Annotated in this window: 11 protein-coding genes; 2 read left to right on the top strand and 9 right to left on the bottom strand. The window is 41.7% G+C overall.

What is annotated here, in order from left to right; all coding sequences use genetic code 11:
- Window positions 1-77 precede the first annotated feature (77 nt).
- Window positions 78-647 (bottom strand): TetR/AcrR family transcriptional regulator, encoded by a 570-nt coding sequence (locus J7W16_RS16690; protein ID WP_210598653.1) that lies wholly within the window; start codon window positions 645-647, stop codon window positions 78-80.
- A gap of 229 nt (window positions 648-876) precedes the next feature.
- On the opposite strand from J7W16_RS16690, the gene cls reads away from it, so the two are divergent.
- A complete protein-coding gene (gene cls, locus J7W16_RS16685) occupies window positions 877-2,073 on the top strand; it encodes a cardiolipin synthase (protein ID WP_210598607.1) in 1,197 nt (398 codons plus the stop codon).
- Window positions 2,074-3,735: 1,662 nt separating this feature from the next.
- On the opposite strand, the gene J7W16_RS16680 is transcribed toward cls, so the two are convergent.
- The 7 genes from J7W16_RS16680 to speE all read right to left on the bottom strand — a co-directional run bounded on the left by J7W16_RS16680 (window position 3,736) and on the right by speE (window position 9,420).
- Window positions 3,736-4,530, bottom strand: coding sequence for an alpha/beta fold hydrolase (locus J7W16_RS16680; RefSeq protein WP_210598606.1), 795 nt, complete (start codon window positions 4,528-4,530; stop codon window positions 3,736-3,738).
- Between the two features lie 52 nt (window positions 4,531-4,582).
- Window positions 4,583-4,753: a XapX domain-containing protein gene (locus tag J7W16_RS16675; RefSeq protein WP_210598605.1), complete on the bottom strand. Its 171-nt coding sequence runs from the start codon at window positions 4,751-4,753 to the stop codon at window positions 4,583-4,585.
- A 68-nt stretch (window positions 4,754-4,821) separates the two neighbouring features.
- On the bottom strand, window positions 4,822-5,301 hold the full coding sequence (locus J7W16_RS16670; RefSeq protein ID WP_210598604.1) for a DUF456 domain-containing protein: 480 nt from the start codon (window positions 5,299-5,301) through the stop codon (window positions 4,822-4,824).
- Window positions 5,302-5,391: 90 nt separating this feature from the next.
- Window positions 5,392-7,062, bottom strand: a complete 1,671-nt coding sequence (gene argS, locus J7W16_RS16665; RefSeq protein ID WP_210598603.1) for an arginine--tRNA ligase — start codon at window positions 7,060-7,062, stop codon at window positions 5,392-5,394.
- Window positions 7,055-7,501 (bottom strand): YwiB family protein, encoded by a 447-nt coding sequence (locus tag J7W16_RS16660; RefSeq protein WP_210598602.1) that lies wholly within the window; start codon window positions 7,499-7,501, stop codon window positions 7,055-7,057. The genes argS and J7W16_RS16660 overlap by 8 nt, the downstream gene beginning before the upstream one ends.
- Window positions 7,502-7,589: 88 nt before the next feature.
- A complete protein-coding gene (locus J7W16_RS16655) occupies window positions 7,590-8,120 on the bottom strand; it encodes a phosphatase PAP2 family protein (protein WP_210598601.1) in 531 nt (176 codons plus the stop codon).
- A 469-nt stretch (window positions 8,121-8,589) separates the two neighbouring features.
- Entirely contained in the window at window positions 8,590-9,420 is an 831-nt protein-coding gene (gene speE / locus J7W16_RS16650; protein WP_210598600.1) for a spermidine synthase, read from the bottom strand.
- A 238-nt stretch (window positions 9,421-9,658) separates the two neighbouring features.
- On the opposite strand from speE, the gene J7W16_RS16645 reads away from it, so the two are divergent.
- Complete coding sequence (locus J7W16_RS16645; protein ID WP_210598599.1) at window positions 9,659-11,728, top strand: transglycosylase domain-containing protein; 2,070 nt, start codon at window positions 9,659-9,661, stop codon at window positions 11,726-11,728.
- 172 nt (window positions 11,729-11,900) lie between these two features.
- On the opposite strand, the gene J7W16_RS16640 is transcribed toward J7W16_RS16645, so the two are convergent.
- Window positions 11,901-12,431: a YwhD family protein gene (locus J7W16_RS16640; RefSeq protein WP_210598598.1), complete on the bottom strand. Its 531-nt coding sequence runs from the start codon at window positions 12,429-12,431 to the stop codon at window positions 11,901-11,903.
- Between the last annotated feature and the right edge of the window lies 1 nt (window position 12,432).

Here is a 12,432-nt window from a genome sequence, read left to right as displayed (position 1 = left end):
TTCTTACACATCTCTAGAGCATCTTTTTCATTATAAACATAATTCAGGGGTTTATGCTAGTTCATGGAAAAGAAAAATTAATCCGCCACCTGTGCTTTCGTGATTCCTGAGATAAATTGTTCAATTTGGAGCTTTGTGTAGTCTTCAATATTATATAGCTTTTGAATCGACCACCGTCTAAAAGTCCACATCTGACCTTGCACCAAAATATTATGTGCTGCGAGCTTGACTTGCTTTTCGGTTAGAAATACAACCTCTTCCCGCACACAATAGCGAATGACCTCTTCAATCATTGACGTCATCTCTACTTCTTTTTCAAGTACATAGGAAAGAGCCTCTTTCGGAAGCGATTTCACCTCTTGGTACATAACTAATACCTCATCTTGCATTTCATCAATCACTTGAAAATATGAGGTTATTGCATTTTTCAATCGTTCAATTCCTTTGGTATCATCCGTTAACAGCGATTGAAGCCTCGTTTGAACCTCTTCATAGATCGAATCACACACTAGAAACAGAACGTCATCCTTTGTGCGGATGTATTCATACAATGTCCCAATGCTAAAGCCTGACGCTTTGGCAATTTCGCGTGTTGTCGTGCGATGGAATCCCTTTTCTGTAAAAAGATGAACAGCTGCCTTAACCATTTGCTCACGACGCTTCTTAATAAGCTCCGGATCTTTTACAGCTGATTTTACTGCTTTTTTCAACTCTATCAACCTACTTCCGCTGATTATGTTGCTATAAGCATACTAAAATTTACACATTTCAGCTATACCTTTACTTTTGAGAAAGCATTTTTTTATTTTTTTCATGTTCTATGCCGAATTCGGTCATGATAAAAAGAGGACATTTTTTCAGAAGGTAGGTCATGCTATGAATGGTTGGATGATTGCAGGCATTATATTTATAGCGATAGTCATTTGGCTACGTCTCGATTTTGTATTAGGAATGCGAAAGCAGCGAAGCGAGGCTTCACGACATGTTCAAGAAACACGATATAGTGACATCACTCTGTTACCGACTGGTGATGAATTTTTTAAGCAACTCTTCCAGGATATCCAGGTTGCCACAGACCATATTCATATGCTTTTCTACATTTTTAGATATGACCATATTGGGAAGAAAATGATTTCCGCTCTAGAATCAAAGGCGAAGGAAGGCGTCACCGTTCGACTCCTTGTTGATCGGGCTGGTTGCAGGATCCCCAAAAAAATTATTAGGAAGATGAGAAAGGACGGCATCCACTTTGCTTATTCTCACCCTGCCTCACTCCCGTATTTATTCTTTACAACAAACCGCCGAAATCACCGCAAGCTAACGGTCATTGACGGCAATACAGGTTTTATCGGTGGCTATAATGTCGGGGATGAGTATTTAGGACGCGATCCAAAATTCGGCTTCTGGCGTGATTTCCACCTTCGTCTTTTTGGAGACGGGGTTCAAGATTTACAGGAACAATTCATGCAGGACTGGCAAACAGCGAAACAGAGATATGTTGAGCAGCCCTCACATTATCCGTTTCTGACAAAAGGTGATAGCCCAATACGAATCCTACCAACAGATGGGGTATATCTTGAGGAGACATTCGTTGATCTAATCGCACAAGCCAAGCATACCATTATGCTAGGAACACCCTATTATATTCCTGGTGATCCAGTTCATCAGGAGCTAATTGCAGCAGCGAAGCGTGGTGTTGATGTGAAGCTTATTTTGCCAAAGAAGGGTGATCATCCTCTTGTAAAGGAAGCAGCATATCCTTATTTCAACGATCTCTTAACTGCTGGCATTACGATTCATCAGTACTACCGAGGCTTCTTTCACGCAAAATGCCTCGTCATCGATAACCAAATGTGTGATGTCGGCACAGCAAATTTCGATAAGCGTAGCTTCCATATTAATCATGAGATCAATTGTTTGATTTATGATAGTGATTTTGTTCAATTGGTTATACGCGAGCTTGACCATGATCTCGCGATTTCAGAGCGGTTGACGTTTGAAAATTATAAGAAGCGTCCGTTTGTTCATAAGGGTAAGGAGAAGATTGCCTCGCTGGTTTCTGGTTTATTGTAGGAGGACGGAATTTTTGAGGCGATGTTGAGGGGCTCCGGCTACGCTACCGGGATGGGGGGCACGCTTTCCGCAGGAGGGCATGGAACTAACCGGCTAAGCCGGTGGATTTCCATTTTGCCCTTATTTCCTGCAGGAGTCGGCCCTCCCATCCCGTCCGCTTTGCGAGAGGTTAAATGGGATTTAGCTGCTTTTCAATATTGATGAATGTAACTTCGATGCATGGGCAATCTTAAAATAAAGATTGACTGAGATTCATAGCTGAACCTTAAATTAGATTTTTCAATTTCTGGTTGGCTTTTTATTCAATATGCACTCTAAAATCTTCTATATTAATAAACTTCCAGCCAATTCCTCATGCTTTTTCGAAGAAGTGACTTCTCGAAATGCCATAACAGACTGTTTCTCAAGGGACGGAGATAGTTATGAGCGAGTTTTGTGGGTTTATGAGCGAAATTGGCATAGTTATGAGCGAGATTTGCGGAGTTATGAGCCAAATCCGCATTTTTATGAGCCTCAAGCCCTGAACTAGCATCTGATGCGTAGTTGAATCTAGATTAATATATTAAAATGATCATTTTTCACTTAGTGGTTGGCTTTTTATTCAATATGAACTTTAAAACCATCTATATTAATAAAATTCCAGCCATTTCCTCAGTCTTTTTCGAAGAAGTCACCTCTCGAACCGCCAAAACAGGCTGTTCCTCAAGGGGCGGGAGATAGTTATGAGCGGGATTTGCGGAGTTATGAGCCAAATTGACACTATTATGAGCCTAGCTCTGAATTAGCAGCTGATGCGTAGTTGAACCTAGATTATGTATTAATATTTTTCACTTTATGGTTGGCTTTTTATTCAATGTGCACTCTAAAACCATCTATTAATAAAATTCCAGCCAATTTCTCATGCTTTTTCGAAGAAGTGACCTCTCGAACCGCTAAGACAGGCTGTTTCTCAAGGGGCGGGAGCTAGTTATGAGCGGGATCTGGGGGTTTATGAGCGAAATTGGCATAGTTATGAGCGAGTTTTGCGGAGTTATGAGCCAAATCCGCATTATTATGAGCCTCAAGCCCTGAACTAGCAGCTGATGCGTAGTTGAACCTAGATTATGAATTAGTATTTTTCACTTAGTGGTTGGCTTTTTATTCAATATGAACTTTAAAACCATCTATATTAATAAAATTCCAGCCAATTTCTCAGGCTTTTTCGAAGAAGTCACCTCTCGAACCGCCAAAACAGGATGTTCCTCAAGGGTTGGGGCTATTTATGAGCGGGATCTGGGGGTTTATGAGCGGACTTGGCATAGTTATGAGCGGGATTTGCGGAGTTATGAGCCAAATTGACACTATTATAAGCCTAGCCGCGAACTAGCACCTGATGCGTAGTTTTTTCACTTTACGGTTGGCTTTTCATACAATATGCACTCTAAAACCATCTATATTAATCAAATTCCAGCCAATTCCTCATGCTTTTTCGAAGAAGCGACCTCTCTAACCGCCCATAACAAGCTGTTTCTCAAGGGGCGGAGCTATTAATGAGCCGGATAGAGAGGTTTATGAGCGGACTTAGCATGGTTATGAGCGGAATCAGCAAGTTTATGAGCCAAACCCACACTATTATGAGCCCCCACTTCTCCACCCTTTTTTCACTCCAAAACAAAAACACCTCTAAATTAAAAGAGGTGTTTTTCCTAGTTTACGACTGATCCAGCTTTTGATAATTTGGTTGCATTCGGTTGGTTTTCTTGTTGGGACTTGGTGGGCTACTCCGCTAACGACAGCGACTTCAACATCACTAATTCCCTCTACAAACGGAACCATATATCTGCTTGTGACCATATCCAGCTTTCCATATACAGCAAGCACTGGTACGTTGATTTCCTTCAATCTTCCAGTTGCTGCATACGCCTTCCCTCGTTCATAGATCTGATGTAACACTTGACCATCCGCATTTGTGATAAATCGGGCCATTTCTTTTTGTTCTTCCTTTGATTTGAAATGGGCTTTCGTGAGGACGGTTGAAAGTAGTGGCAACCATTGATGCTTCGCGACCCAAATCCCTAAATCAAACTCCTTACTTAGTAAAAAGGACGAGACTTCAGGAAAAGCACTAATCATAATTAAGCCTGCAGTATGTTTAGGATAAGCGAGAGCAAATTCTTGAGCAATCGATCCACCGTTTGAATAGCCACATAACACCACCGGCTTGAGATCTAATGTGGAAACAACCGTATAGACGATGTCGGCAAATGCTCGGATTGAGAGATCCTGTCCCTCCGTATGTTTAGTGCTTCGTCCACTATCAAGTAAGTCAATAAAAATAAGCTGAAAATGCTCAGCTAATGGTTTCTGTGATCTAAACGTGAGATGTCCCATGACAGGGGCATGAATAAAGACAATTGGTTGTCCCTCGCCGTGAACTTCGTAATAGATGTGATAATGCTCGGTCTCTATATAGGGCATTCAATAACCCCTTTCTAATAATTGTTGGAGGCCTCCCAACGAAGGTCGACCTCTAAGATTGGAAATACGGGGCAATTAATAGAAAGAGTTTATAGCCTAAGAAAACCCCGACAATGCCCATAACTCCAGCAAGGGCTGGAGGAGCTGGAATAGGTAGCTTAATTAGTGCGAAAAGAAAGCCAACGACCAGTCCAGCCAAGAGAGCTAGTGCTACTTCCTGCATAATCATCCCTTCTTTCTATTTGTACTATGCGTAGAAAGAGGGACTTTCATGCGGCATTTGCACACTTCTTAGAAAAAAACCTCTATAAAAAACCAACCAATTAATAAGAGCTGGATAAATCCTTTCGCAAAGGTACTACTTAAAAAGGCAAAGACCGAGCCAACAGCGACAAGTGAGGCGTGCTTTGTATTTTTCGTCACGATTACTTCTGTGATAAAAACAGCTAAGAAAGGGATGATTAAGAGACCGAATGGCGGGTAGACAAAGGATCCGACAATAACCGCTACTGCTGCCACACGCTCCGACCATTTTGAGCCACCGTATTTCTTAACGAAAAACTGATTAACGAGCAAATCAGCTATTAGGATCAGAACAGTAAATAACCCTGCTCCAATGAAAAACCATGGTGATAACGTACCACCTATCCCAAATAAATAGAGAAGGAACCCTCCCCATAGTACGAGGATTGAAGGGATAATCGGAAATATTAATCCGACAAAGCTAAGAACAAATAATATACAAATAAGCACCCATAAAATAACGTCCATATTTTCATCTCCTTTAAAAAGAACCTAGCCTTTTACTTGCTCAACTTCGACAAAGAAGCGTGCGATTAAATGGCTAGGTTCACGTATTGTTTACATTTTCTCTGGTGCCGAAACTCCTACCAGTGCTAGTGCATTTTTTATTGTTACTTGAGTTGCTTTCATTAGAGCAAGTCTTGCACAGCTTTCTTCCTTCTTCTCAACGTCAATAACGCGCTCTGCATTGTAGAAGCTATGCAGGGTTGAAGCGAGCTCGTGGACATAATTCGTGATCCTGTGCGGACTATGCTTCTGAGCAGCTTCTGCAATTGCTTCTGGGAAGTTTCCAAGTGTTTTTAAAAGCTCATATGCCTTTTCAGATGTTAGTGATGATAAATCAGTTGACTCGTCAAAGGTTAATCCCTGTTCTGCCCCTTGGCGAAGCATGCTACTAACCCGAGCATGAGCGTACTGGACGTAATAGACTGGATTCTCGTTTGATTTTGAAACGGCGAGATCCATATCGAAATCAAGATGCGAATCAGCACTTCTCATTGCAAAGAAGTATCTTGTTGCGTCAACGCCAACCTCTTCCATTAAGTCTCGTAGCGTAACAGCTTTTCCTGTACGCTTACTCATTTTGACCTTTTCCCCGCCTTGGAATAAGCTAACCATTTGAATAATTTGGACTTCAAGCTGCTCAGGACCATAGCCTAGTGCTTGAATGGCAGCCCTCATTCTTGGTATGTAACCATGATGATCGGCACCCCAAATATTAATTAATTTCTCAAAGCCTCTGCTCATCTTATCCTGATGGTAAGCAATATCTGGCGTTAAGTACGTATAGCTACCGTCATTTTTAATCAATACACGATCTTTATCATCACCATACGTTGTTGAGCGGAACCAAGTCGCTCCTTCTTCTTCATATGTTTCACCTTTATTCTTTAGCACATCAAGTGTCTCAACCACTTTTCCTGTTTCATATAAAGAGGTTTCAGAGAACCAATGATCAAATTCAACACGGTATTCCTTTAGGTCGACTTTGATTTTATCTAATTCCTTCTCAAGACCATATTGACGTAGAAACGCTGCACGCTCCTCCTCAGATACATTCACATAATGATCCCCATATTGGTCTGCAAGTGCCTGTCCAAATTCAATAATGTCTTTGCCATGGTAGCCATCCTCTGGCATTTCCTTATCAATTCCTAATGCCTGAAAATAACGTGCTTCCAATGAATACACTAGGTTATTGATCTGGTTACCAGCATCATTTATGTAATATTCACGTTCTACTTCAAATCCTGCTTTAGCAAGAACATTACAAAGTGCATCACCGACTGCTGCACCTCTGGCATGCCCTAAATGAAGCGTACCTGTTGGATTGGCTGAGACGAACTCAACTTGAATTTTCTTTCCTTGCCCGACATTCGTTTGTCCATATGCTTCGCCTGCCGCTAAAACGGTTGGAATAACCTCTCTTAAATAGCTATTATTCATATAAAAATTAATAAATCCAGGTCCTGCAATTTCAACTTTCTCAATGGAAGCACGCTCTTGGTTAAGCTTTGCAACTAGTTGCTCAGCAATAGCACGCGGTGCCTGCTTTGCCACACGTGCGAGCTGCATCGCCATATTCGTTGCATAATCCCCGTGTGCCTTATCCTTCGGCGACTCAAGTGTCACCTCTGGTATCGTTTCATCCGTTGCAAGCTCTGCGGCTTTAACCGCTAGGATGATTTCTTCCTTTAATTGTTGTTTCATTTGCTCAACACTATTCATTTCCTTTGTCCTCCTCTAACGTTAACCGAACCTGATGTTTGCCCGTGTCCTGCCCCTGTAATGTAAAGCGATATTTAATTTCAATTCGGCCACGACTTTTTCCTTGAGGCCATTGAACTAAGACCTTTTCTGTTGTTGCGACCGTTTCCCATGATGCTTCTGGAGTGACGTAGCGACCAAGCGTTTGTTGACCGGCAACGAAGCCTTGTCTCATTAAAATAACACCTTGTCTGATCAACATAAGCTCGCGTCCATCCCACTTCATCGTCGTTTGGACCGTTTCATCCTTAGACAACGCTTCTTCAAAACGCAGGTAATCCTGACTGCCTTTATGAAATAATTCTCCTCGAGCCGTGAACTCATAGGAATCTGTGTGATCTTCATGTTCAACTTTTGTTTGGAACCGCATTTTCAAGAAACGTTTGATTGGTTTATTCATGTGTCTCGCACACCTTTCTATCCATCAAGTTTAGCGAGTTTGTATCATTGTTGCAAGAAGCCCTTTTTCGCGACGATTACTTAGCCTATTAAACATCAACAGTAAGCTTCGGTGATGGTGCTTTCTTTATTCGTTTGACAACATAAAAAACAACTATTGTGAGTAGTATCCCTAACATATATCCAGTCAGCACATCACTAGGATAATGGTGTCCGACATACACTCTTGAGACAATCACTGCGAACGAATAAATGAATGCAATTGCCGCTAGCTTCTTACTTGCTAGCAATATAACGACAAGAAAGACCCCAGCAATTAACGCCTGATCACTCGGGAACGACGGTGATGGCGCTCGTTCAATAACAAGATTGACCGTGTGCTCCATGAAAGGCCTCGGCCGATCAAAGCTCATCTTAAGCAGTCGGTTTACCCCAAGTGAAATCGCAAGGGCAAGAATGCCATAAAGACCAATAAGACGCTTCTGTTTACTAAGTGTAAGACAAATAATGCAAATAATCATTAAAATAATTCCATATTTCGATAATAAAATAGCTATATTGTCCAAGAGGTCATTTTTCATGCTCAGATTATTAATTAAGCGAAATAATAGTAGATCCATTGAATGTCTCCTTTATTTTTTTATTTAAAGAAAAAAACTAGCATGAGAGAGGAAGTAGTCGTGGCTCATGCTGTTCAGGAATTTATACGGACATTTGATCCCTTAATTTCGTCTAAAACCCCTATCCTAACAAGTTTGCGGACATATGATCCCTTATTTCATACAAATCCTTTGAAATAGACGGTTATTGAGCTGAATAAAGGATTAAATGTCCGTTAGCACGTAGTTTTCCCGCTTTTCGATAGATTAACGGAACAAATGTCCGTAACCAACATAAAAAGGCAGGGGTTGACTGAAATCTCGAACAAAGCACTCATATAGCGGATGAAATATACGTAGACTCCTGCGGGATGCAAAAGCCAAAGGTGAGACCCCACAGTGCCAAGGCACGAGGAGGCTCACCGGCTTCCCGCGGAAAGCGAAGTATATTTCAGCAGCGGGTGTCCACATGCTTTCTTGGTCTTGGTCACTAACGCTTAAGTAAATCCCCAACAAACTTAGGCAACGCAAATGCTGCCTTATGAAGTTCCTTCGTGTAATACTTCGTTTCTATGTCATGGAAGCGGCTTTCTTCAACTTGAAGAGGATCGTGCTTCTTTGAACCAATTGTGAATGTCCAAAGTCCACTTGGGTATGTTGGGATATTCGCTGTATATAGATTCGTGATTGGGAAAATTTCTTTCACATCACTGTACACCTTTGTAATCAGTTCACTGTGAAACCACGGGTTATCGGTCTGGGCAACAAAAATACCGTCATCGTTCAGCGCCTTCGCTATTCCTTCATAGAAGCCCTTCTCAAATAGCTTCACAGCAGGTCCAACTGGTTCGGTTGAGTCGACCATAATGACATCATATTCATTTTCAGATTTGGCAATATGCATAAATCCATCGCCAACTTGAACATCGACTCTTGCATCATCAAGAGCACTCGCAATGGTTGGGAGGTACTTCTTTGAGTATTCAATTACTTTGCCATCAATTTCAACGAGGACGGCCTTCTCAACAGAAGGGTGCTTAAGAATTTCACGAATCACCCCACCGTCGCCTCCACCAACGACTAAGACTCGCTTTGGATTTGGATGTGTAAATAACGGTACATGTGCGACCATCTCGTGATACACAAATTCATCCTTCTCCGTTGTCATGACCATTCCGTCGAGTACAAGCATCTTTCCAAATTCCTCTGTCTCAATCATATCTAATTGTTGAAAATCAGTTTTCTCGGTATGAAGCGTTTGTTTAACTTTTGCTGTAATCCCAAAACGCTCGGTTTGCTTCTCTGTATACCATAACTCCATCCTATCACCTCTTTGAACAGTCTTATCTATAGGTTCTCTCTTTTATGTTTTCTTAAACCATCTTTGCATGTATCAAGTGAAAGTATATAACATCAAATCGAAAAATCAAGGAAAACCTAACCAATTAAAAGCGAGGATCGATGTTTAAAATACTCACTTTCTACCAATGATGTAAATGAGTTTATCAATTGATTCCTATCGTCAAAAAAAACAAGAAAAAACTACAGGGGGTGGCATGATGGAAGTCGTTGTAAATCGACAGGATCGGAGAAAGAGACGACTTGTTCGTTTGTTTCTTCGCTTACTATTAATTAGTTTGGTTTTTGCAGCTGCTTGTGCAGTCGGTCTACTCTCCTATACAAAAATGCAAGGACCGCCTCCACTTAATGTTACTCAAACAACCGTCTATTACGGGGCAGATCAATCAATCATCGGTGAACATCATCAAGGCGAGAATCGGCACTGGCTTCCTATTTCCTCGATTGACACTGAAGTGATTGAAGCAACACTTGCGGTTGAGGACCGAAAATTCTATAGTCATTTTGGATTTGACCCTACTCGAATCGGGGCTGCCGTTCTTGCTAACCTAAAGACTGGATCAAAATCACAAGGGGCTAGTACGATTACGCAGCAGTATGCTAGAAATCTCTATTTAAGTCATGATAAAACATGGAAGCGAAAATGGAATGAACTCCTCTACTCATTACGTCTAGAAATGAACTATGACAAGGATCAAATTCTTGAAGGTTATTTAAATACGGTCTATTACGGGCACGGGGCTTACGGAATTGAAGCAGCAGCCCAGCATTATTTCGGTAAAACAGCTGAACAACTTAATCTAGCTGAAGCAAGCATGCTTGCAGGTATCCCGAAAGGTCCTAGCTATTATTCTCCTTTATTCGATTTAGAGCGTGCCAAGAAGCGTCAAGGGGTTGTGTTGCAATCAATGGTTGCGACTGGGTATCTTAATCAGATTGAAGCTGATGAGGCTCATCTAGAGGAACTTACCTTTGTTCAAAACGAGCTTGATCAGCCTTCAACGATCGGTCCTTATTTTCAGGATACGGTTGAAAAGGAATTGATCCAAACGATCGGTATTGATCAAGCTTTGTTTGAGGCTGGTGGTTTAAAAATCTATACGACACTTGACCCCCAAATGCAAAAGGAAGCTGAGAAATGGGTCGCTAGTGAAATGCCCGATTCAGAACTACAAACGGCATTAGTCGCAATTGATCCACGAACGGGTGATGTAAAAGCACTTGTTGGTGGAAAGGATTATACCGAGAGCCCGTATAACCGAGCAACCGAAGCTAAAAGACAGCCAGGTTCCTCCTTTAAGCCATTTCTCTACTACGCCGCATTAGAAAACGGCTATACCGCTGCAACAACGCTGCTTAGTGAGGAAACAACATTTACTATTGATGAGGGAAGAGGCTCTTGGTCTCCTAGTAATTTCAATGACAATTATGCGGATGATTTTATTACACTGCTGCAAGCTACAGCTTTCTCGGACAACATCTATGCTGTCAAAACACATCTTCTTCTAGGCACAGATAAGCTCGTCGAGGTCGCTGAACGTGTAGGGGTCGAAAGCAAGCTAAAGAATCATCCATCACTCGCTCTTGGAACTTCTGGAGTTAGTCCATTTGAGATGGCTCGTGCTTACAGTGCGTTTGCAAATGGCGGAAAACGAGTCGAACCACGGTTAATTCGAAAAATTGTTGATTCAGAGGGTGAGGTTCTTTTTGAGGCCGAGCCAGAGATGACGCAAGTACTCGATCCGAAGCTCGCATTTATTATGACAGACCTGATGACAGGGATGTTCGATCCTTACTTGAATGCTCACACCTCAGTAACAGGAGGCTCTGTTTCACATCTAGTTAGTCGTCCAATCGCAGGTAAATCAGGCTCTACCTCATCTGATAGTTGGATGGTTGGCTTTACACCGCAATTAGTGACAAGTGTTTGGGTTGGTTATGACAAAGGAAACCTACAGAAGCCTGCAGAAGGACAAATTGCCAAACGAATTTGGGCTCAATTTACAGAGGGTGCTTTGAAAGGCCAGCTCAAAAAGGAATTTCCAGTTCCAGCCGGTGTCGTTGGTGTTAAAATGAATCCTGAAAATGGGCTACTTGCAACAGAGGATTGCCCGACCCATCGTGTTTCTTACTTTGTTGAAGGAACCGAGCCTACTAAGCCTTGTCCACCACCAGCAGCAGATGGACAACCTGAGACAGAGGTTATTGATGAAGCGACAAAGGAAAAAGAAAATTTAATTAATCGCTTATTTCGTTGGTTAGGGAACTAAGAAATTGAAAAAGCGTGAAGGCTTGGTTGCCTTCACGCTTCTTCGTGTCCTAGTATAAATGTGCGTTTATACTTCTTTCAGTTTACTCGCTCTAACCGAAAAGCTCAAGAGTCGAAGCCAGTGTTCAATAATCGTTCAAAAGTTTATGATATTTGCCATTTACAAATCGCTTTTACTCTGATAGCAAAGATTCATGAAGCTCCTTGTCGGAATGCTCCCACATTTGTTCATTATGCTCCTTTAGAAAACGAGCAAGAATTTGCTTTGATTTTTGATCCATTTGACTAACAATAATTTTACCCTTTAACGCACGATCCATGTGGTTGACATGCTCTGGCATACTTTTGTAGCCTCTACGGATCTCTATATCAACAGTCATTTCACAGGCAGCAACTCCAGCATAGTATGGTTTGCTTTCTTTATACTGAATGGCCACCCATACTAACCAGTAAAGCTTTCCATTAGGTACCTTCTCTTTGTCAGGGAGGAACTTAATTCGCTTTTCAACGGCCGAGCGAGCATGGAGAGCACCCATATCAACGAATGCTTCATCGTCATCTGGACATACAAAAACAGGTGAAATATTATCTAAATTCATTACTCCAGCCCCGTATCCACCATGTCCATCAGTAGAGTCGCCACTAAGAATGGTAAAGCCACTACCTTTTTTCTTTTTTAAGTTGTCACTGTTTAGTAAATCCAAA

The sequence above is a fragment of the Halalkalibacter suaedae genome (assembly GCF_017939705.1).
Classification (GTDB): domain Bacteria; phylum Bacillota; class Bacilli; order Bacillales; family Bacillaceae_D; genus Halalkalibacter; species Halalkalibacter suaedae.
This window is presented reverse-complemented; position numbering and strand designations above follow the sequence as displayed.

Coding starts and splice junctions, on each gene's coding strand:
- J7W16_RS16660 (WP_210598602.1), bottom strand. CDS start 7,501: ATGAATAAACCAATCAAACGTTTCTTGAAAATGCGGTTCCAAACAAAA.
- cls (WP_210598607.1), top strand. CDS start 877: ATGAATGGTTGGATGATTGCAGGCATTATATTTATAGCGATAGTCATT.
- J7W16_RS16680 (WP_210598606.1), bottom strand. CDS start 4,530: ATGCCCTATATAGAGACCGAGCATTATCACATCTATTACGAAGTTCAC.
- argS (WP_210598603.1), bottom strand. CDS start 7,062: ATGAATAGTGTTGAGCAAATGAAACAACAATTAAAGGAAGAAATCATC.
- speE (WP_210598600.1), bottom strand. CDS start 9,420: ATGGAGTTATGGTATACAGAGAAGCAAACCGAGCGTTTTGGGATTACA.
- J7W16_RS16655 (WP_210598601.1), bottom strand. CDS start 8,120: ATGGATCTACTATTATTTCGCTTAATTAATAATCTGAGCATGAAAAAT.
- J7W16_RS16675 (WP_210598605.1), bottom strand. CDS start 4,753: ATGCAGGAAGTAGCACTAGCTCTCTTGGCTGGACTGGTCGTTGGCTTT.
- J7W16_RS16690 (WP_210598653.1), bottom strand. CDS start 647: ATGGTTAAGGCAGCTGTTCATCTTTTTACAGAAAAGGGATTCCATCGC.
- J7W16_RS16670 (WP_210598604.1), bottom strand. CDS start 5,301: ATGGACGTTATTTTATGGGTGCTTATTTGTATATTATTTGTTCTTAGC.
- J7W16_RS16645 (WP_210598599.1), top strand. CDS start 9,659: ATGGAAGTCGTTGTAAATCGACAGGATCGGAGAAAGAGACGACTTGTT.